Origin of the sequence: Novipirellula aureliae (assembly GCF_007860185.1) — a bacterium.
GTDB lineage: Bacteria > Planctomycetota > Planctomycetia > Pirellulales > Pirellulaceae > Novipirellula_A > Novipirellula_A aureliae.
On sequence record NZ_SJPY01000001.1, the window covers coordinates 1,423,922 to 1,448,668 of the forward strand.

The window sequence follows — 24,747 nt, forward strand, 5'->3', positions numbered from 1 at the left end:
AGATCCCATTCCGTAGTGGATCTTGTCAAAGATCCCATCTCGTAGTGGATCTTGTTAAAGATCCCATTCCGTAGTGGATCTCATCAAAGATCCCATCTCGTAGTGGATCTTGTCAAAGATCCATCCACTATGCTTGTTCAGTTTCGCCAGCGTGTGCTGCTTCAAGTGCTTCAGCTTCCGCAGCATCTTTCCGGGCCGCACGCAGAGCGGCAACATCGACCTCGGTACTCTTGACGAGCACTCGAACTAAACGCCAACGCTTAAGCTTGCTAACCGGTGGCGACTCAATCAATTCAACGCGGTCGCCCACGCCCGACTCATTGTTTTCGTCGTGCATGTGACAAACCGTACTACGTTTCACATACTTCTTATACTTCGGATGCTTAACGACACGATTGATTTCGACGCGACGAGTCTTGCTCATCTTGTCGCTAGTGACGACACCGGTTACGACACGCTTTGGCATAATTCTTTGGGCCCGCTCTAATGACGGGAAAAATGGGTATTACTAAGTAGTCGCAGGAACACGCTCGGTTTGGATCGTTTTGATCCGAGCAATCATGCGGCGATTTTTTCTAATCTCACTTGGCGTATTGAGCCGTTCGGACTGCGATTGAAAACGAAGTCGAAACAGGGTTTCGCCCGCTTCGTTCAATGTCGCTTGCAGTTGTTCATCGCTCATTTCGCGAAGTTCTGTGATCTTTGTCATGTTATTCGCTTCGAAATTCACTTCAGTTTTGGTGACATGTTATAGCCAATCTTAGGCGAGACGTAACTCGCTTAACCTTGACTTGCCGATTGATTTTGCTTTCTTTGGCCGGTTATAACACCAACGCTCGAAACCATCATTACGACATACTACTACGTCGCTCGACAAACCGAACCTTGACCGGCAATTTGCTCGCCAAACGGGCGAAACAAACCTTGGCCTGCTGTTCAGTTACACCACCAAGCTCGTATAAAACCGTTCCCGGCTTTACGACCGCGGCCCAGAAGTCTGGCTCACCCTTTCCCTTACCCATTCGAGTTTCCAACGGCGTGCTGGTAACTGACTTGTCAGGGAAAATCCGGATGTAAAGCTTTCCTTCACCGCGGACGTATTGCTGAGCAGCGATACGACCGGCTTCAATCGTCGTGGCTTTGATCCAACCCGCATCAAGCGATTGGATACCATAGTCACCGAAGACGACAGTGTTGCCGCGCGTCGCGCTACCTTTTATGCGACCTCTTTGGCTTTTTCGATGCTTGACCCGCTTGGGCATCAGCGCCATCGGATTCGTCTCCGTAAGTACCTTGATTTATCCAAACCTGAATCCCGATGTGCCCCTGTGGCGTCACCGCTTCAGTTGTTCCGTAATCGATCTTTGCTTGCAGGGTGCTCAACGGAATTGAACCCGCAATCTGTTTCTCTCGGCGAGCCATTTCAGCTCCACCTAAACGACCGGCCAATTGGATCTTGATGCCTTTAGCACCCGCATCCATTGTCTGTTCAAGCGATCGTTTCATCGTACGACGAAAACTCGACCGCTTAGCCAATTGTTGTGCGATATCTTCGGCGACCAACTGAGCCATTAGCTCAGGCCGTCCGACCTCTTCAACCTTCAAATTAATTCGTCGTCCGATCAAGTTCTGAAGCTCTGCTTGCAAGATCTCAATCTCTTGACCCTTTTTGCCGATGATCAAACCAGGCCGAGCGACAAACATCATCACGCGAACTTCGTCGCGAGTCCGCTCGATCTCAATGCGGTCGATCCCCGCGTTCTTGTACTGTGTCTTTTTCGGATGATTCTGGATAAAGTTTCGCAACTTGCGATCCTCCAGCAACAGATCCGCAAAGTCCTGCTTCGAAGCATACCACCGACTGGTCCAGCCGCGAGTAACGCCAGTTCGAAACGCAATCGGGTTTACTTTTTGACCCATAATTTAGGACTCGTTCTCTTCGTTTCTTTTGGGAATTTCATGTAGTGGAACTCGCTAAGAGTTCCGAATGACGGCCGAAAGTCCTAATGACCTCCGCTACGGTGCCTCGGTTTCTAGACGAAAGCCTTGACGACCTCCGCCACAATCTACCTACACTTCATCAATGGGTGTCAACCCAACGTGAATGTGACTACTACGCTTCTTAATCATGAATGCGGTACCGCGAGCACGGGGCCGAATTCGCTTCAACATAGGCCCGCCATCAATCCGAACGTCAGTCAAAACCAACTCTTCAACTCGGTGACTGCGACCATCGTTCTGGTCAGGATCCTGAGCATTTCCGATCGCACTCTTGATTACCTTCTCAAGCATCCGAGCACCACGCTGTGGCTGGAACTTCAGGGTATCAAGAGCCTCGTCGGCATACATGCCTCGAACCAAATTTGCCAACAACCGCACCTTTTGGGCGCTGATGCGAGCGTTTCGATAATGTGCGGTAAAATTGGACATAATTATTCTCGTGTTCGTTTACGCTTTCGTGGGATAGGCGTCTAACCCGTCTCGTGGGATAGGCTTTCGGCCTGTCGCTCCCAGATCATCACCTCAATCGCATTCCCTTCAATCACATCACCCAACAGGCTGGAAGCCTGTTCCACGGCAACTACTTCTTGCCGCCCTTGCCGCCGTGACCGCGAAAGGTCCGCGTCGGTGCAAACTCACCGAGCTTGTGACCGACCATATCTTCCGACACCAACACCTTCACGTGCTTGCGACCATCATGAACCATAAAGGTCATGTTCACAAATTCCGGAACGATCGTGCACGATCGCGCCCATGTCTTGATCGGTTCCTTGCGCCCACCCTCAAGTTGCTTCTGTACTTTGAAGTAAACTTTTGGATCGACAAACGGGCCTTTTTTACTACTGCGGCTCATAAATCAAACAATTCGGTTGGGGTGATTCGGTGTCTTACTTGTGCAATTTCAACTGACCATAACGACGACTCTTACGACGACGCACGATCGAACTATTACTTGGCTTACGCTTCTGGCGAGTTGCTCCGCCCTTGGCACTCTTGCCTTGCGGACTCACAGGGTGACGACCACCCTTGGTACGACCTTCACCACCACCGTGTGGGTGATCGATGGGGTTCATCGCAGTACCGCGAACATGAGGCCGACGACCAAGCCATCGCGAGCGGCCCGCTTTTCCTAGCCTTACCTTCATATGATCGCTATTGCCGACCTGGCCAATCGTCGCTCTGCAAACGCTTGGAATACGGCGAATTTCGCCACTCGGAAGCGAAATCTGGGCCCAATCCGCTTCACGTGCCATTAAAGTCGCCTGCGTCCCAGCCGAACGACAAAGCGTCGCACCACGACCCGCCCGCAACTCAATACAACAAACGCTGGTTCCAAGCGGAATATTCTTCAGTGGCAAACAGTTACCCAAAACAGGTGCTGCATCTGGTCCATTCTGAACCTTATCCCCCGCCTTCAACCCCGAAGGAGCGATCACATAAACCTTTTCGCCATCACTGTACTTCAACAACGCGATGCGAGCTGATCGATTCGGATCGTACTGAACCGAATCCACAATCGCATCGACACCATCTTTGGCTCGACGAAAATCAACCACGCGATACATCTGCTTATGCCCACCGCCTCGGTGGCGCGCGGTAATCTTGCCCTGGTTATTGCGACCACCCGTCTTTCGGTTCTTACGCAACAACCCCTTCTCTGGCTTGTAGCCAGGAGTCAGTTCGGCAAAGTCACTAACCGACGCATTACGCCGTCCAGCACTTGTCGGCTTGTAGACTCGGATTCCCATGATTCAGTTTTCGGTTAACAGTAACAGTTTTCAGTTTCAATACGACGACTCAACAACAAGCCAGCCCTAGAAGAAATCAATACGATGATCTTCACCCAGCTTGACAATCGCCTTCTTCCAATCGTTGGTCCGCCCACTACGATACCGGTACCGACGAATCTTACCCTTGCGGGTTTGCGTGCGAACCTTCTCAACTTTCACGTTGAACAATTCTTCAACCGCTGCCTTCACATCGGTCTTGGTCGCTTCACGATGAATCTCAAAAGCATACTGATTATTCCGAGACGCTCGATGAACACCCTTCTCGGTGACAAGCGGACGCAGAATTATCTGATGCGGCTCAAGCTTGATCGCATTCTCTGGCGGAGCAGGTGGTTGTATTCGGGCCATGTCTTCTATCGTTTCTTTAAAAAACCTTGCGTGACTTAAGCATCCGCGGTAAGCGGACCAGCAAAAGTGCCGTCTTTAATCTTGTCCAATGCCGCCTTCGTGACCAGCATATGCTTAGGCTGCAACACTTCCAGCGCGTTCAAATCTCGCACCGGGTGCACACTAACACCCTCAATATTGCGACCACTCTTGTACACGACAACGTCCCGATCGGCCGTTGCCACAAGCGTCGTCTTACCATCAAGCCCAAGCGCCTTGAGCACCGACACCATTCTATTCGTCTTTGGCTCATCAAAACCGAGCGATTCAATCACAACCACCTGGCCGTCATCAATCTTCGAGCGAATTGCCATCCGAGTGGCCAAACGAATCGCCTTTTTCGGCAACCGATAGCTGTAATCACGCGGCTTGACCGTGCGAGCAACACCACCACCACGACGAACGTTCGTCCGTTTGCTACCAGCACGTGCGTTACCAGTACCCTTCTGCCGATACATCTTCTTCGTCGTACCGGATACCTGGCCACGTGTCCGCGTGTTATGCGAACCCTGACGCCTGTTCGCCTGGTACATCACGACAACATCGTGCAGCAGCTGCTTACTAACGCGGTCAGCGATTTGCTCGGTATCAATGTCGTACGTACCGACCTCGCTACCCGACTCATTGTAAATTGTTAGCGTTGCCATTCGTCTCAACCAACCTTATTTGTTTCTTGAACCGAAACGAACCCACCGTTCGGCCCGGGCACTGCCCCACGAACGAGCAGCAAATTATTCTCGGCGTCCACTCGCACGACTTCCAAATTCCGGACAGTCGTTTTCGCATTTCCATATTGGCCAGCCATCTTCGTTCCTTTGAACACACGGCTTGGCGAAGCACTGCACCCAGTACCCCCTGCATAACGGTGACACTTTTTAACACCGTGCGTCGCACGTTGGCCTGCAAAGTTATGACGCTTCATAACACCCGAGAAACCGCGACCCTTGCTCGTCCCAGTGACATCAACCTTCTTGACCTCACTGAACTGATCCACCGTCACTGTCGTGCCGACTTCAACATCAGCCCCACTCCGGAACTCGCGAATAAATCGCTGCGGCTCACAACCCGCTTTAGCAACTAGCTCAACGCCTGCGGCGGAGCGTTCTTTCGATCGCTTACTCTCAAGCTTCGCGACATGACCTCGCTCACTGCGATCAGCGAGCCGGCGCGGCTTATCCTCGAATCCCAACTGCACGGCACGGTAGCCATCACGGACTTCACTACGAACTTGCAAAACATGACACGGGCCTGCCTGGATAACAGTAACCGGCACGGACGTGCCGTCTTCCAAGTAAATTTGTGTCATCCCGACTTTGCGGCCGAGAATGGATGGTGACATATCTTTCATCTCGCCCCGCGATTTCACGGGACGTCCGTCTTTCGTGTTGGAACCCAAGTTTGCCGAGGCGAACCTACAACGCCTCGCTTCCGTCCCTATGGAGGAAAACTTTGCTGCTGTGGTTATCGACCCGGCATCCGTTCATTCGGAAACCGTTGCTTCTTAGACTGAGTGCAATATGAGCCAGAATACTGCCCGACACCGAAACGACCCGACCAACGAGCCATTCCGAAACCCCGCTACAAGCGGACTGGACATGATGTTTTGGTACTTGACCAGTCGGCCTTATCGTGCTGACGCCTTAATCTTGATGTCAACACCAGCCGGAAGGCTTAACTTATTCAACGCTTCGATCGTCTTGGCTGTCGCCTGGACAATGTCTATCAAACGCTTGTGCGTCCGGATCTCGTACTGCTGACGAGCTTTTTTATTCACAAAAGGACTCGACAAAACAGTGTACCGCTCAATCCGAGTCGGCAACGGGATCGGCCCATGCACTTCGCTATGAGTTCGCTTCACGGTATCCACGATTTCCTGAGCACTCAGATCAAGCACGCTGTGGTCGTATGCTTCCATACGAATGCGAATAACTTCACTTGCACCGGCTGACACGATTCAGGACTCGTTGGGAAATATGATGGTGAATTGAACTTGCTCTAGACCGCCGGACCACCGCCCTAGCAAACCAAACACGGCCGCCAGTTGCTTGTAGTAGCCTTGTAGACTAGAACACACTTCTCCCCGAGCGACGTTTCGCCCAGGTGAGAGGCGGAGAATTTACGTCGTGTCCGCCCCTACGTCAACGGCTGTTGAACGATTCGTCAAAAAAGTTTTTGAATTTTGCGTGAGCATTGGCTTAATGAAGAACGAAACCACGCAAAGTAGGCAGTTTGGGAAGAGATTCGCGGCAATCGCTGTTGGTTTTGTGCCCTTGAGCCTGCTGATTACCGCCGGTCGCCTCAACCCAAGCCCGCTCGGACTCGGTACACACCAACAACTCGGCTTGCCGCCATGCACTTCTCGCGTTCTTTTCGGGGTGCGTTGCCCGTCGTGTGGAATGACGACGTCATGGTCCCTGTTTATGCATGGCAAGTGGATGGAGAGCATTTCGGTCAACGCAGGTGGGTTCTTATTGGCAATCGTCTCCTGCGTGATCGTCCTATTCGCAGTGGTTTGTCTATTCAAGCCAAGTATTCGTATCATGAATTTCCAAAAACCAGCGGCAATCGTAGCGATTGGGGTCACTGCGGTAACTTTGGTGGATTGGGGAATGCGGACGCTTTTTTGACAGTAGAATTGACGATGGCCGAAGGGACTTTGGCTGGCAACGTAGCGAAAATCGTGGAGAACCCCGGCCAGTGAGAACCCCGGCCAGTGAGAACCCCGGCCAGTGAGAGATCCGAAAGCCCCAACGGCTTGCGTTACAATACACCTCTTTTTCTGCAAAAAAAATACAAATGCTTTCTGTCGCAAGATTCACTCGATCGTTTGCCAGGGCACTCATCGGCTTGTCGCTCGCGACATCGCTAAGTCACGGCGAAGAACCTGCTCTCCCCGACCAACCCGCTCCTCGACTCGAGCCGATAGACCTATCGACACTGCCCGAATCGTCCGCGGAGATTGCGAAGTTGATTGAATCCGCACAGGTGCAGTTTGTCATTGGACCACGCCAAGATTCGGTGCGATCCGAACGATTTCGCACCTCAACGCTTCCCAATGGGCGTCCGGTCGCAGGGGTAACCGAGTATCGATTCGGCTACCACTTTCGCAGCTCCCATCGCTGGAAGACGAGCCGCGGTAGCAATCCAAAAATGAAGACGGTTACTGCCCGAGTCGAATATCGTGATCTGGGCGTGAGGTACGAGCACACGATATGGCTTGCCAAAAAGCCGAACCCTGACGACTTTTGGAGCGACCGCGTGCTACTTCACGAACTCGATCACGTTCGCTTGTCGAGTGACCCCATGCTGGAAAGACGATTCATTGAAAAAGTGCTAGAAAAAACGGTATTTACCATCCATCTCGAAGCGAATGCATCGCTCAAGGCCGCTCAGATTAACGAATTAGTCGACCGGCACGTAAAGGAATGCTTCGAGCAGATTGGTGAGCTAATCGCAGTCCGCTACAAGGAACTCGACCGGATTACCAATCATGGAATCTCGTCTTTTCCAAATGGATCGTCGCTCGAATCGTTATTGGAACGCTAAGCAACCCGACAGACTGCAAATATTGAAATTTGTGGACTTTGCTCCCGCTTTGAATAGAATCGAAGCCCCAAGCGGCAGTGACAAACCGACGCGATCGCCGGCGTCATGCTCTACGTCGTTCCAACAGCCACCTCTCTTCATCGATCAATCCATTCTCATGAAACAGTTTTCTACATTTTTCCTCTTGATCCTGTCGTGCTTCGTCGGATTTGCGTCGGCAGACTGGAAAGACGATATTGGTTTCACTCGTTTACAAACCGAACTCGGAGCGTCCACGCCGACTGGTGATGGCGTGGGTGTGTCGCAAGTGGAAGCAGGGTCGAACACCAACTACATGCCGGATACCACCAGCGGCCAGTTCACTGGCAAAGCCCTTGTCGACGCCACGGGCACGCAAGGTGCCAGCAGCTTTTCGCATGCGACGGGCGTGGCCAACGTTTTCTTTGGCAACACAGCCAGCATTGCCCCCGATGTCTCTTCGATTCGAAGCTATCAAGCGATCGATTGGTTGAACAACCAACTGGGATCCACAACTGGCACTGAGCCCGTTAGCCACACATTCTCGGATCTTGCCGAAACGATTCCACTGAAGGTTCAAAATCACAGTTGGGTAAGCCGACCGCCCGCGCGAGACGACTACGACAGCGATGCCGAATACGACGAGGCGGTGCTTAATGCCATCTCGGATTCAACCTTTATCTCGGAACGCGTTGATTTTTTGGTCAATCGTGACGACCTACTCGTCGTCGGAGGCACGGACAACGGCAGTTCGAGTCCGCTGCCCTATCTACTAGCCCCATCTTATAATTCGCTGATTGTGGGGCGAACCGATGGATCCCATGCGGCTGGAACCACCTCCTTTTACGGCAGCGAACGCTATCTGCCCCACATCGTCGCGTCAGGTGGTGTGACGAGCACTGCGACGCCGATGGTCGCGTCGACCGCAGCGATGCTGTACGAAGTTGCGGATGGATCCAACGCGGATCATGTCGAAACGATGCGCGCGGTCCTAATGGCCGGAGCGACGAAAGAAGAGTTTGTGACCTGGGATCGAACGACGACTCGACCGCTTGACGAACGCTACGGCGTTGGTGAAGTCAATGCTTATAACAGCTACCAGATCATCGCAACTGACGAAACCGATGGCTCGTCCACGACCCCCACCCTTGTCGGTGAATATGGATACGATTTCGTCGAGACTGGCGATCAGTCAATCGATTTTGATACGAATCCGATGCAGTATCAATTTGATGTGGAGTCCGGCTTCGAGATGGACGAATTGTCGATCTTTTTGAGCTGGAACATCAACGTGCAAAATACGGCCGTGAATCCTGGCGACCTGAACACACAGGTGGATTTTACACCAGGCACAGGCGATTTGGCTAACTTGGATATGAAGTTGTTCGATGCATCCAATATGCTGATCGATGAAAGCGTCAGTACGCTGTATAATTTCGAGCATCTCTATTTGACCGACTTGGTCGCGGGCTCGTACCGACTAGAGGTTTCGGGCGACCAGTTGGTGGATTATGGATTGGCGTGGCGATACTCGATCTCGGCAATCCCCGAACCCAACAGCTTCACAGCGTTAGCGGTCATCGGTTGCGGGCTATCCTTCCCCCGCCGCCGACACAGCTCGGTAAGAGGTCGTCAAACCCGCCGCAATCCTTAAGGAAAACGGCGTAGACAATGTCAGGGGCGTTCGATACCTTTGACCAAGCAGGCCCGCGACTATTTGCTTCGAGACACCTTCATGCCGATCGATCCGAAACAGACTTGCTATTACAAACGGGCTCGATTTACGACGCGTTTGCCAATAAACCGAATCTATGATCCAGGGCACTTTTGGCTCGAAGAGATCGAAAAAAATCTGTATCGTGTCGGTTTTACTAAATTTGCTACTCGTATGCTGGGTGATTTGGTAGAGATCAATTTTGATGTTACACAAAACGACGCGGTGTCGATTGGCCAGGTAATCGGAAGCATTGAAGGTTTCAAAGCGATTTCCGATATTTATAATAGCGTCGGCGGAGTGATCACCCAAACCAACGGTTCGCTCGATCGCGACCCCACACTTCTCGATCGTGACCCCTACGACGCGGGTTGGCTGTACATGGCCCGGGGGACGATTTCCTCAGCGAGTCTCGATTTGCAAGGGTACATCGCTCTGCTTGACACCACCGTTGACCAAATGCTTAACCATCCTTCGACTGAAGAGCAGAACCATTGTTAAAATCGCGTTACCTGATGATCGGCGGTTTTTTGGGCGCTGGTAAAACCACGTCGGTTGTACGACTCGGGAAAATGATCCACCAGCGGCAGCTTTCGGTGGGGCTAATCACAAATGATCAAAGTATCGGATTGGTCGATACGCGGCACCTCCGGTCGGAAGGTTTCGAGACCGAAGAGATCACCGGCGGCTGCTTTTGTTGCAAATTCAATTCCTTGGTCCAGGCATCCGACAAACTATCATCCGCGGATCGGCCCGATGTATTTATTGCCGAGCCAGTCGGTAGCTGTACCGATCTACAAGCCACCGTTAGCTATCCGCTACAGACGATGTTTGGCGACCAATTCGTCGTTGCGCCCTACAGCGTGCTACTCGATCCGCTGAGAACTCGGCGAGTTTTAAAACTTGATAGCGGCAAGACGTTTTCTGCCAAAGTTCTTTATATCTTCGAGAAACAGCTTGAAGAGGCGGAATTGCTGGTTATCAACAAATGTGATCGGATCGATCGTGAAAGGATTGACGAACTAGAATCCGCTTTACGACAAAGATTCCCCGAAAAACAGATTTTACGTGTGTCGGCCCGCAGCGGCGAAGGATTCGAGCAGTGGCTATCGCTGCTAATGGAAACCGAGGCGACAATGACCGATTCGATGGAGCTCGACTATGACGAGTACGCCGAAGGGGAAGCACTTCTGGGCTGGCTCAATCTGTCCGCAGAGATTGAATCGTCGGCAACCACCGATGGAGAATCGATTGATGGAAACAAGTTGGTTGTTCAACTAGCGACCAAAATCGCCCGTCGCTTGGAAGCGGACCAGATCGAGATCGCTCACCTGAAGATGACGTTGACTCCGGACAGCGGGAACGACTTAGCCGTCGGCAACCTGGTCCGAACGGATGGACTGTTCGAACTCTCGCACGAGTTGGTTGAACCGCTCGATGCGGGAGAATTACTGATCAACCTTCGCGCCGAGGCCGCCCCCGAGCGATTGCGAACGATTGTCGAAGAAGACCTCCAGACGCAGTGCCGTCGGTCGTCGATCGAATTCACGATCAACCATGCGGAAGCGTTTCAACCAGGCCGCCCCACCCCTACGTATCGCATGCCGGAGCCGAAATGAGCCCCCCCAATTCCCCAACGATTTTGTACTGCCACTGCGCCTATGCTAAAGTCATCCCAGAGGACGTCAAATCGGCGGTGCTAAAAGGACTAATCGATTCGGGTACCGATTTCGAATCCGTACCCGATCTGTGTGAGATGTCAGCCCGCCGAGACCCGGTAATGCAGCAATTGTCAGAGTTGCCGAACCTGCGAATCGCCGCCTGTTACAAACGAGCGGTAATGGGATTGTTCGAAGCGGCGGATTGTAGCCTTGCCAAGACTCCCTCTCCGCAGGGTGCGGAACCGCAGGTGGTCAACCTACGCGTCACCAACCAAGACGATGCGTTGCAGCAATTGCTCGCACCGCTCGATCAAGAGGGAGCCAACCAATGATTGCTGCAAATCAGGCGAAACCGTGGCTGACGATCGAGGGATCGCAGTATCGAAACGGGATAGACGGTGAGAAGGACGCTGAGCAGATGGCACAGCTCCTCAGAGCTCTGCTTGAACGCGGGTTCCCGGTGGCCGTGACTCGGACGGATCCGCAAGAAACCCCCGCGAACAGCCTACGGATCAAAAGCCCAACGTTCCTTGTCGAAGGCGCCGAGACGCCGGTTGATCAACTCGTCGAAGAGATCGAATCACGGACCCAAGAGCAACTGGGGGAGGTGACGACACGCAAGTGGAAACCTTGGTTTCCCGTCATCGACATGGACCGTTGCACGAACTGCATGCAATGCCTGAGTTTTTGTTTGTTCGACGTCTACTCCGTGACGGAGGACAAGAAAATCACGGTGCAAAACGAGGACAATTGTAAAACGGATTGTCCCGCCTGTTCGCGTGTTTGCCCCGAGGTGGCGATCATGTTTCCGAAATACAAGGCGGCGCCGATCAATGGTGATGAGGTGAGCAGCGACGACACTCGCCGAGAAGCGATGAAAGTCGATATCTCATCCCTGCTTGGCGGTGATATCTACGCCCTGCTAAGAGACCGTAGCGCGAAAGCCAAGTCGCGTTTTTCGGCCGAACGTGATGACGACCGCGCACTGCGAGAACGTCAGCGTTGTCTAAAAAAACTGCAAACAATGATGGAGGATCTCGATATCCCACCCGAGGTATTGAGCTCGCTGCCAAGTGATGAAATGATTCGCGCCAAAGCAGCTGCAGCGCAGCAAAAAGCAGCCAACACACCTGACCAATAACGCAACGTCGTACTCCTTCCCTTCATCGCTCCACCACTCAAAAAAACCTGCTTATGTCCGTCACTCTCAAGTTGGCTCGTCGAATGATTCAAGGCCGCGACATGCGGATCCTTTGGAAATTCGGCTGGAATTTCGGGTTTAAGGGCATGCGTTCTGTTCAAAAGTTTAAACGCAGGCTGAAGGACGGAATTCACTTTCCGCCATTCATTTTCATCTCGATGATCAACTCCTGCCAATTGCGGTGTACCGGTTGCTGGGTCGATGTTTCATCGAAGCGGCAAATGATCGAACTCGATGACATGAACCGCATCATTACGGACGCCAAGAAGCATGGGAACAGCTTTTTTGGTTTGCTTGGCGGTGAACCCTTTATGCACCCGAATCTATTGGAGGTGTTGGCTGCTCATCCTGATTGTTACTTTCAAATCTTCACGAACGGGCATTTGATCACGCCGGAAACCGCCAAGGAACTTCGTCGCCTTGGCAATGCGACGGTACTCATCAGTATCGAAGGATCAGAGATTGTCAGCAACCAGCGTCGCGGCGGTATGGACGTACTCAATAAGACCATGGAAGGACTCCAGAACGCCGTCCGTGAAAAACTGATCGTCGGTGTCGCAACGAGTGTCTGCCAAACGAACATTGACTTAGTCGACGAAAATTGGCTCCGCAAATTGATCGATATGGGGGTCATGTACGCTTGGTTTCATACCTACCGGGTGATCGGACCGTTGCCCGAACCGAAACTGGCGCTGACTCCCAAGCAAGTGCTGGACGTCCGTCGTTTTGTCGTGAATATGCGAAAAAAACTACCGATCGGCTTGGTCGACGCTTACTGGGACGACAAGGGGCAAGCTCTTTGCCCGATGGCAACCGGCGTCAGCCATCATATCGGTCCATCGGGAGCGATTGAACCTTGCCCAATCATCCAATTCGCCAAGGATTCGATCCACGATTCGGGTGGTTTGTACGAGACGATGACTCGGTCGGAGTTTTTGAGTGATTTTCGTACCGAAGCGGCCAAGGCGACACGCGGATGCATTATCCTAGAAAGGCCAGACATCGTAAGCGATCTCGTGACCAAGCACGGTGCGTCCGATACGACCCAGAGGCAAACGGCATTTGTTGAACTCGAGTCGTTGCTACCGAGATCGAGTCAGCACTTGCCTGGTGAAGAGATTCCGGAAGAACAGTGGATGTACCGTTTTGCCAAAAAACACTGGTTTTTCGGTTTCAATGCATACACTTAAGTCCTCCGAGTCGCAGACCGTGGGCAAACTTGCCGAGAATTTCGCGGCGAAAAACGCACGAGGATCGCAACTTAGAAGTTACGATCATCGACCCATTTTCGCCGCATGCGGTTGGATCTCGCCTTTCAGAAGTCTTGAATGAGTCTAACGTTCCCGATTATTTTCGCTCTAGGTGATTGATGTTTAAGTTGAATGTGATTGAACTACCGCGTGCCGTCCCGGTTCAGAAACAAAGAAAGCCGAAAGAGAATATCCCACAGACGCTCAGCGAACGGGAACGGATGCGAGTCGAAGTCGCTAGATTTGTCGCAGAGCGAAACCCCGTTCCGCCACTGGACCAATCGGAACTTCGCGGCTTGGCCGATGACTTCATGGCACAACACGCGTGGCCTGAAATCTATGCTGATTACGCTGGCGTCATAATCAACGGCGAAGTTTGGAAGGATACGTTGGCGTCGGTGCCGTTCAACCGGCGGTTGTTGCTGCTTCCTAAATGCTTGAGGATCGAGGACAAATGCCCAGCCCCGTTCGATGAATTTGGGCTGCTGTGCAAGCAATGCGGACTCTGTTCGATTCAAGACTTACAAGAGGAAGCCGAACGTTTGGGGTACGCGGTATTGGTCGCGGAAGGATCGGCGCTTGTGATGGCGATCATCGAGACGGGAAAGATCGAAGCGATCGTCGGTGTCAGTTGTTTGTCGGTTCTCGAAAAAGCATTCCCCTATGTGGAATCCGCGGCGATCCCCGGGTTGGCGATTCCACTGCTTCAAGACGATTGCAAAGACGTGACAGTCGATTTGGAATGGATTTGGGAGGTTATCCACCTGCATTCGGATGACCGAACCTACCGCTTGGATCTCGATGCTTTGCGTACCGATGTGCAAAGCTGGTTTAACGAGCCGACAATCACTCAAATGCTTGGGGATCCGATTTCGCAAGCGGACACGATAGCTCGGGATTGGTTGTCCAAAGACGGTAAACGATGGCGACCGTTCTTGGCCGCCTGTGCTTGGAAAGCGTTCCAGGGTGAATCACAAACGCCCCCCCCCGAGGATTTGAAACGGTTAGCGATCGCGGTCGAATGCTTCCACAAAGCCTCACTTATTCATGATGATATCGAGGATGATGACGCGCTGCGTTACGGTGAAGCGACGCTGCATGAGCAATGCGGGGTGCCGATGGCGCTTAACATCGGAGACCTTCTTATCGGGGAAGGGTATCGTTTGATCGGCGAATGTGACCTGCCGCCGGACCGTTTACGAGCGGTTTTGCGATCGGCGGCACAAGGGCATCGCATGTTGAGTATCGGGCAAGGCGAGGAATTGAGTTGGATGCGTTCACCACGACCGTTGTCTCAGCTAGAGGTGTTGGACATTTTCCGCCGCAAAACGTCTCCCGCATTCGAGGTCGCGTTGCAACTCGGAGCGATTCTCGGTGGCGCTGACGACGATGTTTTGGATCTGCTCACTCGGTATAGTGATTCGCTTGGCGTTGCCTATCAAATCCGAGACGATCTAGAGGACTTTGACAGCGAGCATTATTTAACCGACCTCCAAAGGATTCGGCCAAATTTGCCGTTGGCGCTGTTGTATGAGCGGACGATCGCAAAACCGGAACAACGGAAATTGGTCGAACGCGTTTGGAATCGCGAAAGCAGCCGCGAAGAACTACAAGCGGTGCGTGCAATGATGGACGAGTTCGGAATTCTCGAACGCTGCCAAGTTCTACAAGAATCATTCAAAGAACAATCGCTTCGGATTTTGGCGGAATTAACATCGCCGAGTTTGAAAGGTTTACTTCGCCGTGTCGTGGGCAAAATTTTCAGTTTGGAAGTAAAGGGTTGGTGCGGTGAATCTGAGACTCGAAATGGTTCAAGTAGCGAGACTCGCGCCACAGATCCTCGGCAACTCGACTCCCCTCGTGGTTGATTTCTTCGCCCAACAACGGCATCCCGATGGCGGCTTCCGCGATCGCGCAGGCAACAGTGATCTGTACTATAGCGTCTTTGGGATCGAGGGCTCCCTTGCACTTCAACAGACCCTTCCGGCCGATTGGTTGCTCTCCTACGTCCGCTCCTGCAGTCGCAATCTTGCTAGCTTGGACCTCGTCCATTTGTCTTGCCTGGCAAGATGCTGGAACGCTGCGGCGACCCATTCTCGAGGGGCCTGCCCGGTGGAGGAATTGGTCGACGAAGTTTTGAAATATCGCGGCGCCGACGGCGGCTATCGCCTTGGTCACGAAGGTGAAGCGTCGAGCCTTTACGGATGCTTCGTCGCCGTAGGTGCGTTCCAAGATCTCGGATACCCGATCCCTCATCTCGATTCATTGCTCGATTTTGTTACTTCACTACGAGACCCTCGTGGCGGATATTACAATTCACTCGACATGCCCATCTCGCTCGCTCCGCAAACCGCAGGAGCGGTCGGATTGATGAGATCCGTTGGCCGGCTTGAGTCGATGGAGCGGGCAGCCGAGTGGCTGCTGAGCTGCTTCCATCCCCAAGGAGGTTTTTGCGTCAGTGAATTGATGCCAATCCCTGATCTTCTTTCAACCGCAACGGTTCTTCATGCACTGGCGGCATTGAAAGTGGACGTCGACGTCGAAATCAGCGAATTATGCCTCGACTTTATCGACAGTCTCTGGACCAATCGCGGCGGTTTCTACGGACAATGGGAGGATACCCATGCCGATGTGGAATACACTTTTTACGCACTGCTTGCCCTCGGCCATCTCTCGGTAATGCCAACAGCAAGGATTCGGAACGAGGATTCGGAAGGATGATTGGTCGGAGTTTCGCAAACCAATCGCCGGAAAGCGAGACGAGGGTCGATGCAAATTCGTTTACCTCCGCGATCTACCAAACCCGGCGGTCGCTTGCCGAGCAAATCACAGCCGATGGCCACTGGGAAGGGCACCTGTCGTCAAGCGCGCTCGCGACCGCGACCGCCGTCATTGCACTCGAGCAATTTGTAAAACACTGTCAAGCATCGTTGACAGAGAGATCTTCCCGTAAGGCGTTTGCTGCAAAACAGCGAAAACGTTTCGACGATTCCACCGAGCAGAAGAAAAGGTTTGACGAGGATCGCCACGTTTGTAGCGAAGACGATTTAAAGGATTGTCGAGAACGATTGAATGCTGGACGTCGCTGGTTGATCGAGACTCAGAACGAGGATGGGGGATGGGGTGATTCGGTTCTTAGTTCAAGCAACATCAGTACAACCGCATTGGTTTGGGCTGCATTGGCGGATCACGATGCACCGCCGAAGGACGCAAGCCGGATCCGCGCCGCGGAAGCGAAATGCGAACGCTGGATCCAACGCATCGCGGGCTCACTTGAGCCCGACGAAATTGCCGAGGCGATTTCTCAACGCTACGGGCGTGACCGTACGTTTTCGGTCCCCATTCTGACCACGCTTGCAATCCGCGGACGATTGGGAAGAAAACAAGACGCCTGGCGGCAGATTGTCCAACTGCCCTTTGAAGTGGCTGCATTACCCCATCAATGCTTTGCGATCGCACGACTTCCCGTGGTTAGCTATGCGTTGCCAGCACTCATCGCGATGGGACAACTTCGGCACCAGCGTTTGCCATCCCGAAATCCCTTCGCACGGATCGCCCGAAAATTGGCCTGGAAAACGACTCAGCGAAAACTGGAAGAAATCCAGCCAACTGGCGGCGGCTTTCTGGAAGCGACACCCCTGACTAGCTTTGTCGTGATCGCATTGTTGGCGTGCGAAGCAACGCCTTGGCGAGTCATTCAAAATGGAATCCACTTTATCGTTGCATCGGCACGGCCCGATGGCTCTTGGCCAATCGACACAAACCTAGCGACCTGGACCACAACACTCGCTGTCAATGCACTGGCTGTCAATTCACTGGCGAAAGAGAATTCCACAGCTCCGCATGATCTGTATTGCTCCGAAACGGTCCGCCAATGGTTGCTCGCCCAGCAATACACGACCGAGCATCCGTTTACACACGCTGCGCCGGGCGGCTGGGCGTGGACCGACTTGGCCGGTGGCGTCCCCGATGCCGATGACACCTCGGGCGCGTTGTTAGCACTGAAAAAGCTCTCCGGCGAGAACGACTTATCGGCTGCCACCGCTGGACTTCAATGGTTGGCTCAACTTCAAAATCGAGACGGAGGCATGCCTACCTTTTGCCGAGGCTGGGGAACACTGCCATTCGATCGTAGCAGCTGTGATATTACCGCGCATGCAATCCGCGCATGGGTCGCCTGGATCGATCACGTTCCACCGAAACTCCAAAAAGTCCTGCGCAAAGGCATCCGCCGTGGCGAACGCTATCTGGCTTCCCAACAGAGCCAATCAGGATTCTGGTCTCCGCTTTGGTTTGGAAATCAACACGCCTCGCCCGAGGAAAATCGCGTCTATGGCACCTCTCGAGTCCTCCTGGCAATTGCGGATCTGCTCATGGACTCGACATCATCAAGGAGCAACTCTCCCGATGAAATCCTGTCGCGAACGAAGATCAATTGGCAGGCTGCGGTCGAATGGCTACGGTCGATTCAGAACGACGACGGTGGATGGGGTGCCGACCGGGCGATTCCCTCCTCGATCGAAGAAACCGGCTTGGCCGTCGAAGCGTTGGCGGCAATTTGGATGGTTATCGATCGTCAAACTCTCGGTCGCAGCACCATTGACCGAAACGAGATACGCGAGGCGGTCGAACGTGGCATCAACTTTTTGATCGATCGGACCGCTGGGGGGACGCAGTTTCCCGCTTCCCCGATCGGTTTTTATTTTGCCAAGCTTTGGTATTTCGAACGCTTGTATCCGGTCCTCTACACCCTTGCCGCTCTCGAAAAATCGTCTGTGATGCTGAATTCGCCATGAGTGCTTCCTATTTAGACCATTGTTCCACAACGCCGATCGACCCGAGAGTTCAACGCGAAGTCGTACGTTGCTTCCAAGAACTCTATGCCAATGCGTCGAGTCCGCATGAACTCGGACGCCACAGCAAAGAACAGGTGCATCGGTCACGAGACGTAATTGCAGCGGTCGTATCCGCCCGCAAACATGAAGTAATCTTCACCTCGGGGGCGACAGAAAGCAACAATTTGGCGATCCTCGGTTTGGCTCCCTATGCTCAGCAGACCAACAAGAAGCATATCGTCACAACGAGCATTGAGCACAAATCGGTACTCGAACCACTCCGCGAACTCGCTCGCCAAGGTTTTGAAATCACTCGAATCGACGCTGAACCAAGTGGTAGGATCCCGGTTCAAATGATCGTTGATGCAGTCCGTGAAGACACCATTCTTGTTTCACTGATGCACGTCAACAACGAAACGGGAGTGATCCAACCGGTCCACTCGTTAGCCGATGCCCTTTGCGAGCGTAAAGGCGTTTTTCTACATGTCGATGCAGCCCAAGGTTTCGCGAAAGAGGCTGAGCAAATCGATCACCCTCGAATCGACCTCTTGAGTGTCAGCAGCCACAAGCTTAACGGTCCGCTAGGCGTCGGAGCGTTGATCGCTCGCAAACGAGGTTCCGAAGTGATTCCATTATCGCCATTGATGTTTGGCGGTGGCCAGGAATTAGGGCTTCGACCAGGAACGTTGCCAGTCGCGTTGATCAGTGGTTTTGCGTTGGCGGTACAATTGGCTCAAGAAGAGCGAGAACGGCGGAGTGCTCATTGCCAGAAACTTCGAGAAATCGTTCTGGAAAAACTAGCCATTCTAAGACCGATCGTGCATGGCGCCCCCGAAACAACTTTGCCTCATGTTTTGTGTGCCTCGTTTGCCGGACTAGACGCCGAACGGGTGATCGATGAACTAAGCGATATCGCAGCTATCTCAACCGGGTCGGCCTGTACGTCCATCTGTGCGACGAGCAGTCACGTCTTGAATTCGATGGGGGTTCCCGCGTCAGACTCCGATTCCGCAGTGCGGATCTCGTGGAGTCATGTGACGGATCAAGCGGAGCTAATCGAAACACTTGATCGCATTGTGTTCAAGTTGAACCGTCTAAAATAAGGGGCTCTTCAGAAGGATTTGTGGGTTAAAAGGAAGTTGCGGAAGTTTTTTTGGGGGCATGGCAGTCCCGATACCCATTGCCACTCTTGCTCGAATCCCTCGATGCCTCGGAGCAAGAAGCGAGGCCGATCGAACATCACCTTGATGACCGGGAAGGGTGTTTCGCCGAAATCACGGCGGCGACGGTATGCGATCTTGGACTCTTCCTTCGGCCTCTTGGCTCGGTGCCCACGATGGGCCGATTTGTGAATGTCATCCATCACTTCTCGACCGACGTCGCATTGTTTTCAGGCCGGAGGCCGACATATCGATCGTAATGTGTCGCCCTCCGGGCTAGTGGTTCGATTTTCATCCATCCGGTGGCTCACGCCACCGGCAAGGATGTTTCGGCCTCCGGCCTGTGAGTGGATGGTGCAACGATCCACAGATCGAAGGGCTCACGCCACCGGCAAGGATGTTTCGGCCTCCGGCCTGTGAGTGGATGGTGCAACTATCCACAGATCGAAGGGCTCACGCCACCGGCAAGGATGTTTCGGCCTCCGGCCTGTGAGTGGATGGTGCAACGATCCACAGATCGAAGGGCTCACGCAACCGGCAGTGGATGTTGCGGCCTCCGGCCTGTGGGTCGATGGTGCAACTATCCACAGATCGAAGGGCTCACGCCACCGGCAAGGATGTTTCGGCCTCCGGCCTGTGAGTGGATGTTGCGGCCTCCGGCCTGGCTCTGCTGAGGGACAAATTACTTAGGGACAACTTTCTTAGGGACAACGGGGTCAGGGAGGGAAGGATGTCTCGCTTGGCCTTGATAAAACGGCTTGTTTTACCGAGGTTTATTTTTGAACGTCCGATTGCCGATGCACCGAAAGCATCCTTTTTGCCCTGCGGTGCCTGAAAAACCTACCCTTCGTTACTTGGGATGGATGAATCAAACCACGGATTCTTCGGTCGAGCCCGAAAAAACGGGGCGATATCGATTAGCTGTTAGCGGCGTCAGCAACTTCACTGGCCGCTTCACCGCTCTCGTCCTCGATGGCATCCCCCTCTTCGACGGGTCCCGCATAACCGCCTGCGGCTAGAACCTTGGTCTTGATCTCGTCGGCGATATCGGAGTTCTCGATCAAAAAATTGCGAGCCTTCTCTTTGCCTTGCCCTAAGTAGGTTTCACCGTACTTGAACCACGAACCGCTGCGTGAAACGATGTCGTGCGTGACGCCAAGGTCGAGCAAATCGCCTTCATAACTTATACCGTTGCTGTGCATCATGTCGAATTCAGCAATGCGGAACGGTGGTGCCACCTTGTTCTTAACGATTTTTGCCTTGACCCGCTGGCCGACTTGCTCTTCGCCATCCTTCAACGCTCCGATACGGCGAACATCGATACGGCATGAACAGTAAAACTTCAGTGCTCGACCGCCGGGAGTCGTTTCGGGACTGCCGAATGTGACTCCGATTTTTTCGCGAATCTGGTTAATAAAGATGACCGCGCATTTACTCTTGGAGATCGCTCCGGTCAATTTCCGCATCGACTGGCTCATCAACCTTGCTTGCAAACCAACATGCGAGTCACCGATTTCGCCCTCGAGTTCTTTTCGCGGCACCAGAGCGGCGACCGAGTCAACAATAATCACGTCGACCGCGTTACTCTTGACCAACATTTCACAGATCTGCATTGCTTCTTCACCACACCCTGGCTGGCTGACCAAAAGCGTATCGAGTTCGACACCAATCTTCTTTGCCCAACTGGGGTCGAAGGCGTGTTCGGCGTCAATGATCGCGGCAATGCCACCAAGCTTTTGAGCTTCCGCACCAATGTGCAAAGCCAGAGTTGTTTTACCACTCGATTCAGGGCCAAAAACCTCGATGATGCGTCCACGCGGGACGCCGTAACCGCCCAAAGCCATGTCGAGACCTAGACTGCCGGTCGGGATACCATCGATCTGAAATTTCTGGTTTCCGCCAAGTGGCATGATCGCCCCGTCCCCGAACGCTTTACCGATTTGGTCCAGGGTGGTTTTGAGACCAGGTTCAAGTGCCAAGACGGCCTTGAGTGCTGGATCAACCTTTGTTTTGCCCGTTGCTTTTGCTGCTTTCTTTGCCATCTGATGATTCCCTTTTGATTCAGAAATTTCCCGTGAATATCAATATCGTACTGGTGCCCATCCGTGATTGGAAGCACTTGGATCTTTGCTTGCTGTCACGTTGTCTCACCCACATGACTAGTATCCGCGGTCATTGTGACAAGTCTGGTCAATGGGTGCAGATAAAAACGACGAGTTTTTCTGGGGTTGGGAAAAGATTCGTTATCCGGCGTTAGTTTGGGCAATTTTGCTAGTGCTTTGTCACAACGAAGAGGGAGGGGAAGAATCATTTGTGGCTGTGGCTTCCCGCCGCAGCTCACGGAGCCAAGATGCCCAGCCACTCTTTTGCAAGCCGAAAATCAAGCGTTGACAAAGCATTCGCTGGTTTTGTTTGACCGATCCGACGGCTCTTCTAGAAACCTTCAAAAAAAACGGAAGAAGCGTCAAAGTTTACCTAACCGGTCGTCCGATACCTTACTTCGGACGAGGGCTTTGCCATTCACGTCGTTGTGATTCGGCAAAGTTTCGGAGGGGGGCTTCCACACTCGGCCCGTACGGGGACGCGCTTGTTGCAACGGCAACTCGTTTTGGCGCGTTTTACGTCGGCACCGCACCAGGAAGCCTAGAGCATGAATCGCTCCTTGTTTCGAATTGCTGCGTATCTCCAGCTAGGGATTGCGATCCTTTTTGCGACCGGGTGCGCTCCAACCCAACCGTTTTTTCTGAATGAGTCTCCGGACCTTCAGTTCTATCTCAACGAAGCCACTTCCATCGAGTACCCCGATGTCGAAGTCGATAGTTTGGCTGAGACGACCGAGGCACTTCCTCCGTTGACCGTGGGCAATCACGACTACCAATTCTGGGACTTGACGGTCGAAGAAGCGGTCTCGATCGCGCTACAAAATGCCAAGATTCTACCGACAACGAGTGGCAATGCTGAATTTCGCCAAAACATTGCAACCCAATTCACAAGCGGAAATGCCGACCAATTCGGTAGCATTTACGACGTCGCCGTCCAACAGTCGACGACCCAGTCCGTTCCGCTAACCGTCGATAGCGATGGCAACCGCGTTTTACCGCGGGGCGTTTTGCGAGCCAACCAAATCGGTGGCGTCGAAGATGCGTTGGCCGAATTCGATGCACAGGCGAGCGGATTTCTCAGCTACGCCAATACCGACCGACCTCGAAACGTTGGGGAAGCCAACACGGTCAACCCACAACTCTACCGTTCCTACGACGGCAGCCAACAATCGGCCATCAGCAAACGGTTAGCCACCGGCGGCGTCGCAACCCTCCGCCAACAGATTTTATACTCGCGTACCAATGCTGAGATTAGCCCGATTTCACGATCGGTCCCAAGTGACTGGACCGCTATCGTCGAAGCTCAAGTACAGCATCCGTTGATGCGTAATCGCGGTACGCTAATCAATCGTATCCCCGTCGTCCTAGCCAGCTTGAATGAAGACATTTCCTTGGCGGAATACGAAGCTCAAGTGCGAAACCTTGTTCGCGATGTCGAAGTCGCCTATTGGAATCTGTACGTATCGTACCGTAACGTATCGACAGCGATCATTGGTCGAAACAGTGCGATTGCCACGGCCCAGTTTGCTCGTTTGAATTTAGAAAACGGAACAGGTACACGCCAAGAGTTGGCTCAGGCGGTTGAACAGTACTATCAATTCCGCGGCATCTTGGAATCGGCGATTGCAGGTTCGAACTTGCCCGGATCAGACCGCTTCGGTGTCTACGGAAACGAACGAGTGCTTCGCGAATTGATGGGATTATCGCCCACCGATGGGCGACTGATTCGACCGATTCAAGAACCGTCGCTCGCTCGAATCGAATACGACTGGAACGAGTCGGTTGCACAAATGCTGTACCTTAGCCCTGAGCTTCGCCGTAACAAAACACGGCTGAAGCAAAACGAGCTTGAGCTAATGTCGGCAAAGAACCAACTACTTCCCGAAGTCAACCTGTCACTACTTTACCGCTGGGTCGGTGTCGGCGATACACTCGGACCATCACAACGTAACGGGCTGGATTTCCCTGCCGTGGGCAGTAGTGCTCTCGCTGAATTGACCGGAGGCAATTACCAAGAGGGTGCCGTTCGTTTGGAAATCACACCGCCGGCGTTTGGTGCTCGTCGTGAATTGACACGCATTCGAGGTGCTCAGTTGCGATTGGCCCGCGAAAAGGCTTTCTTGCAAGACCAAGAACGATTGCTGGTCAGCCAACTAAGTGACGCCGTAGCCAAAGTGGCAACCCATTATCAATTGGTGCAAACCAATGCTCAACGATGGCAAGCTGCGGAACAAGAAGTCGAAGCACGTCTGGCCGAGTTCAAGGGCGGACGAAGCCCAGTGAACGTGGTGCTGCAAAGTCAACAGCGTCGTGCTCAAGCCCAAATCGACTACTACCGCGCTCTTGGCGAGTACAACAAATCGATGAACTACACCGACTATTTGAAAGGCACGTTGCTGGCCAATAGTAACATCACGCTTCGTGAAGGACCATGGAACAAAAAAGCCTACTGGGATGCTCTCGAACGTGCTCGCGAACGAAGTGCTGGCAAACAAGGCCAATACGGTGTGTCGCGGCCAAGCGTCGTCCGAACCGGGCCTCTGCGTGATGCGAACTCAGCCGTCGGCATCATGAGCGGAGACATGGCAAACGATCCATTGAACCTGAACTTGTCGCCTTACCGCGATTCGATCGACATCGACGATACGCCGCTCCGTGAGATGGGCACACCTCAGCAAATGTTTGATTCGGGGCCAACCCTGGTGGAACCGCTACCGCCCGGAACCCCCGCGGCAACAATGCCTGAGATGAATCGTTTGCCGGACTCCAGTGACGATAACACGTTCGAGTCGCCGATCGGCAGCTCTGTCAAACCGATCAGCTATACCGACGACGTCGAAGTGGACTACACACCCCAACCGGTATCCAGGCGGGCACTCCCCTAGCAGTAACGAGCTGTGGCGTAAGCTTCCAGCTTGCGAGCACACGAACCGATTCATCCGTAGGGCGGAGGAATGCGAGGGTTGTCCCCAACACGCGCCGGGAACCACAACCCTTGTACACGAAAGCTTGAGCAGCGTCGCAAGACGCCTCAAGCTTTTCGTCGTTGCTTGGACTCCAACGCATCCAAGAGCTTGCCGTT

At 53.2% G+C, this 24,747-nt stretch carries 26 protein-coding genes; 13 read left to right on the top strand and 13 right to left on the bottom strand.

The window, feature by feature from the left end; genetic code table 11:
- Positions 1-127: 127 nt before the first annotated feature.
- The 11 genes from rpsQ to rpsJ all read right to left on the bottom strand — a co-directional run bounded on the left by rpsQ (position 128) and on the right by rpsJ (position 6,129).
- Positions 128-466, bottom strand: a complete 339-nt coding sequence (gene rpsQ, locus Q31b_RS05475) for a 30S ribosomal protein S17 (RefSeq protein WP_146598575.1) — start codon at positions 464-466, stop codon at positions 128-130.
- Between the two features lie 42 nt (positions 467-508).
- Entirely contained in the window at positions 509-709 is a 201-nt protein-coding gene (gene rpmC, locus Q31b_RS05480) for a 50S ribosomal protein L29 (RefSeq protein WP_146598576.1), read from the bottom strand.
- Between the two features lie 139 nt (positions 710-848).
- Positions 849-1,271, bottom strand: a complete 423-nt coding sequence (rplP, locus tag Q31b_RS05485) for a 50S ribosomal protein L16 (protein ID WP_146598577.1) — start codon at positions 1,269-1,271, stop codon at positions 849-851.
- The gene (gene rpsC, locus Q31b_RS05490) at positions 1,210-1,920 is read right to left on the bottom strand and encodes a 30S ribosomal protein S3 (RefSeq protein ID WP_146598578.1); all 711 of its coding nucleotides are present in this window, start codon (positions 1,918-1,920) and stop codon (positions 1,210-1,212) included. The genes rplP and rpsC overlap by 62 nt, the downstream gene beginning before the upstream one ends.
- 150 nt (positions 1,921-2,070) lie before the next feature.
- Positions 2,071-2,430, bottom strand: coding sequence for a 50S ribosomal protein L22 (rplV, locus tag Q31b_RS05495; protein WP_146598579.1), 360 nt, complete (start codon positions 2,428-2,430; stop codon positions 2,071-2,073).
- A gap of 151 nt (positions 2,431-2,581) precedes the next feature.
- Entirely contained in the window at positions 2,582-2,854 is a 273-nt protein-coding gene (rpsS, locus tag Q31b_RS05500) for a 30S ribosomal protein S19 (protein WP_146598580.1), read from the bottom strand.
- Between the two features lie 34 nt (positions 2,855-2,888).
- Positions 2,889-3,749 carry a 50S ribosomal protein L2 gene (gene rplB / locus Q31b_RS05505; protein WP_146598581.1) on the bottom strand — a complete coding sequence of 287 codons (861 nt, stop codon included), beginning with the start codon at positions 3,747-3,749 and terminating at the stop codon, positions 2,889-2,891.
- 66 nt (positions 3,750-3,815) lie between these two features.
- Positions 3,816-4,139 carry a 50S ribosomal protein L23 gene (rplW, locus tag Q31b_RS05510; protein WP_146598582.1) on the bottom strand — a complete coding sequence of 108 codons (324 nt, stop codon included), beginning with the start codon at positions 4,137-4,139 and terminating at the stop codon, positions 3,816-3,818.
- Positions 4,140-4,174: 35 nt separating this feature from the next.
- The gene (gene rplD / locus Q31b_RS05515; protein WP_146598583.1) at positions 4,175-4,825 is read right to left on the bottom strand and encodes a 50S ribosomal protein L4; all 651 of its coding nucleotides are present in this window, start codon (positions 4,823-4,825) and stop codon (positions 4,175-4,177) included.
- 5 nt (positions 4,826-4,830) lie between these two features.
- A complete protein-coding gene (rplC, locus tag Q31b_RS05520) occupies positions 4,831-5,484 on the bottom strand; it encodes a 50S ribosomal protein L3 (protein ID WP_231617346.1) in 654 nt (217 codons plus the stop codon).
- 318 nt (positions 5,485-5,802) lie between these two features.
- Positions 5,803-6,129, bottom strand: coding sequence for a 30S ribosomal protein S10 (gene rpsJ / locus Q31b_RS05525; protein WP_146598585.1), 327 nt, complete (start codon positions 6,127-6,129; stop codon positions 5,803-5,805).
- A gap of 247 nt (positions 6,130-6,376) precedes the next feature.
- Between rpsJ and Q31b_RS05530 the strand changes: the two genes are divergently transcribed.
- From Q31b_RS05530 to Q31b_RS05585, 12 genes are all read left to right on the top strand, one after another.
- On the top strand, positions 6,377-6,805 hold the full coding sequence (locus Q31b_RS05530) for a DUF2752 domain-containing protein (protein WP_146598586.1): 429 nt from the start codon (positions 6,377-6,379) through the stop codon (positions 6,803-6,805).
- Between the two features lie 169 nt (positions 6,806-6,974).
- Positions 6,975-7,724: a hypothetical protein gene (locus tag Q31b_RS05535; protein WP_146598587.1), complete on the top strand. Its 750-nt coding sequence runs from the start codon at positions 6,975-6,977 to the stop codon at positions 7,722-7,724.
- Between the two features lie 157 nt (positions 7,725-7,881).
- A complete protein-coding gene (locus Q31b_RS05540; RefSeq protein WP_146598588.1) occupies positions 7,882-9,396 on the top strand; it encodes a hypothetical protein in 1,515 nt (504 codons plus the stop codon).
- An 81-nt stretch (positions 9,397-9,477) separates the two neighbouring features.
- Positions 9,478-9,957 carry a glycine cleavage system protein H gene (locus Q31b_RS05545; RefSeq protein WP_146598785.1) on the top strand — a complete coding sequence of 160 codons (480 nt, stop codon included), beginning with the start codon at positions 9,478-9,480 and terminating at the stop codon, positions 9,955-9,957.
- A complete protein-coding gene (locus Q31b_RS05550) occupies positions 9,951-11,075 on the top strand; it encodes a GTP-binding protein (RefSeq protein ID WP_197170958.1) in 1,125 nt (374 codons plus the stop codon). Before Q31b_RS05545 ends, Q31b_RS05550 begins: the two co-directional genes overlap by 7 nt.
- The gene (locus Q31b_RS05555) at positions 11,072-11,449 is read left to right on the top strand and encodes a hypothetical protein (protein ID WP_197170960.1); all 378 of its coding nucleotides are present in this window, start codon (positions 11,072-11,074) and stop codon (positions 11,447-11,449) included. Before Q31b_RS05550 ends, Q31b_RS05555 begins: the two co-directional genes overlap by 4 nt.
- A complete protein-coding gene (locus Q31b_RS05560) occupies positions 11,446-12,258 on the top strand; it encodes a ferredoxin family protein (RefSeq protein WP_197170962.1) in 813 nt (270 codons plus the stop codon). Before Q31b_RS05555 ends, Q31b_RS05560 begins: the two co-directional genes overlap by 4 nt.
- 53 nt (positions 12,259-12,311) lie before the next feature.
- Positions 12,312-13,508: a radical SAM protein gene (locus Q31b_RS05565; protein WP_146598589.1), complete on the top strand. Its 1,197-nt coding sequence runs from the start codon at positions 12,312-12,314 to the stop codon at positions 13,506-13,508.
- A gap of 179 nt (positions 13,509-13,687) precedes the next feature.
- A complete protein-coding gene (locus tag Q31b_RS05570; protein ID WP_146598590.1) occupies positions 13,688-15,436 on the top strand; it encodes a polyprenyl synthetase family protein in 1,749 nt (582 codons plus the stop codon).
- A complete protein-coding gene (locus Q31b_RS05575; protein WP_197170964.1) occupies positions 15,429-16,289 on the top strand; it encodes a prenyltransferase/squalene oxidase repeat-containing protein in 861 nt (286 codons plus the stop codon). The genes Q31b_RS05570 and Q31b_RS05575 overlap by 8 nt, the downstream gene beginning before the upstream one ends.
- Positions 16,286-18,364, top strand: a complete 2,079-nt coding sequence (locus Q31b_RS05580; protein WP_197170966.1) for a prenyltransferase/squalene oxidase repeat-containing protein — start codon at positions 16,286-16,288, stop codon at positions 18,362-18,364. The genes Q31b_RS05575 and Q31b_RS05580 overlap by 4 nt, the downstream gene beginning before the upstream one ends.
- Positions 18,361-19,506, top strand: coding sequence for a cysteine desulfurase family protein (locus tag Q31b_RS05585; protein ID WP_146598593.1), 1,146 nt, complete (start codon positions 18,361-18,363; stop codon positions 19,504-19,506). Before Q31b_RS05580 ends, Q31b_RS05585 begins: the two co-directional genes overlap by 4 nt.
- Positions 19,507-19,514: 8 nt before the next feature.
- Here the strand turns inward: Q31b_RS05585 and Q31b_RS05590 are convergent, their stop codons facing one another.
- The gene (locus Q31b_RS05590) at positions 19,515-19,766 is read right to left on the bottom strand and encodes a hypothetical protein (RefSeq protein WP_146598594.1); all 252 of its coding nucleotides are present in this window, start codon (positions 19,764-19,766) and stop codon (positions 19,515-19,517) included.
- A 714-nt stretch (positions 19,767-20,480) separates the two neighbouring features.
- Positions 20,481-21,605: a recombinase RecA gene (gene recA, locus Q31b_RS05595; RefSeq protein ID WP_146598595.1), complete on the bottom strand. Its 1,125-nt coding sequence runs from the start codon at positions 21,603-21,605 to the stop codon at positions 20,481-20,483.
- A 608-nt stretch (positions 21,606-22,213) separates the two neighbouring features.
- Between recA and Q31b_RS05600 the strand changes: the two genes are divergently transcribed.
- On the top strand, positions 22,214-24,550 hold the full coding sequence (locus tag Q31b_RS05600; protein ID WP_146598596.1) for a TolC family protein: 2,337 nt from the start codon (positions 22,214-22,216) through the stop codon (positions 24,548-24,550).
- Positions 24,551-24,747: the final 197 nt, after the last annotated feature.

Bases quoted from the DNA above. Each gene is read 5' to 3' on its own strand.
- rpsS (WP_146598580.1), bottom strand. From the start codon at position 2,854: ATGAGCCGCAGTAGTAAAAAAGGCCCGTTTGTCGATCCAAAAGTTTAC.
- rpsQ (WP_146598575.1), bottom strand. From the start codon at position 466: ATGCCAAAGCGTGTCGTAACCGGTGTCGTCACTAGCGACAAGATGAGC.
- Q31b_RS05580 (WP_197170966.1), top strand. From the start codon at position 16,286: ATGATTGGTCGGAGTTTCGCAAACCAATCGCCGGAAAGCGAGACGAGG.
- rpmC (WP_146598576.1), bottom strand. From the start codon at position 709: ATGACAAAGATCACAGAACTTCGCGAAATGAGCGATGAACAACTGCAA.
- Q31b_RS05540 (WP_146598588.1), top strand. From the start codon at position 7,882: ATGAAACAGTTTTCTACATTTTTCCTCTTGATCCTGTCGTGCTTCGTC.
- Q31b_RS05535 (WP_146598587.1), top strand. From the start codon at position 6,975: ATGCTTTCTGTCGCAAGATTCACTCGATCGTTTGCCAGGGCACTCATC.
- rplV (WP_146598579.1), bottom strand. From the start codon at position 2,430: ATGTCCAATTTTACCGCACATTATCGAAACGCTCGCATCAGCGCCCAA.
- rplC (WP_231617346.1), bottom strand. From the start codon at position 5,484: ATGACACAAATTTACTTGGAAGACGGCACGTCCGTGCCGGTTACTGTT.
- rpsC (WP_146598578.1), bottom strand. From the start codon at position 1,920: ATGGGTCAAAAAGTAAACCCGATTGCGTTTCGAACTGGCGTTACTCGC.
- rplB (WP_146598581.1), bottom strand. From the start codon at position 3,749: ATGGGAATCCGAGTCTACAAGCCGACAAGTGCTGGACGGCGTAATGCG.
- Q31b_RS05590 (WP_146598594.1), bottom strand. From the start codon at position 19,766: ATGGATGACATTCACAAATCGGCCCATCGTGGGCACCGAGCCAAGAGG.
- Q31b_RS05565 (WP_146598589.1), top strand. From the start codon at position 12,312: ATGTCCGTCACTCTCAAGTTGGCTCGTCGAATGATTCAAGGCCGCGAC.
- rplP (WP_146598577.1), bottom strand. From the start codon at position 1,271: ATGGCGCTGATGCCCAAGCGGGTCAAGCATCGAAAAAGCCAAAGAGGT.
- Q31b_RS05570 (WP_146598590.1), top strand. From the start codon at position 13,688: ATGTTTAAGTTGAATGTGATTGAACTACCGCGTGCCGTCCCGGTTCAG.
- Q31b_RS05530 (WP_146598586.1), top strand. From the start codon at position 6,377: ATGAAGAACGAAACCACGCAAAGTAGGCAGTTTGGGAAGAGATTCGCG.
- Q31b_RS05585 (WP_146598593.1), top strand. From the start codon at position 18,361: ATGAGTGCTTCCTATTTAGACCATTGTTCCACAACGCCGATCGACCCG.
- Q31b_RS05555 (WP_197170960.1), top strand. From the start codon at position 11,072: ATGAGCCCCCCCAATTCCCCAACGATTTTGTACTGCCACTGCGCCTAT.
- Q31b_RS05545 (WP_146598785.1), top strand. From the start codon at position 9,478: ATGCCGATCGATCCGAAACAGACTTGCTATTACAAACGGGCTCGATTT.
- recA (WP_146598595.1), bottom strand. From the start codon at position 21,605: ATGGCAAAGAAAGCAGCAAAAGCAACGGGCAAAACAAAGGTTGATCCA.
- rplD (WP_146598583.1), bottom strand. From the start codon at position 4,825: ATGGCAACGCTAACAATTTACAATGAGTCGGGTAGCGAGGTCGGTACG.
- rplW (WP_146598582.1), bottom strand. From the start codon at position 4,139: ATGGCCCGAATACAACCACCTGCTCCGCCAGAGAATGCGATCAAGCTT.
- Q31b_RS05560 (WP_197170962.1), top strand. From the start codon at position 11,446: ATGATTGCTGCAAATCAGGCGAAACCGTGGCTGACGATCGAGGGATCG.
- Q31b_RS05600 (WP_146598596.1), top strand. From the start codon at position 22,214: ATGAATCGCTCCTTGTTTCGAATTGCTGCGTATCTCCAGCTAGGGATT.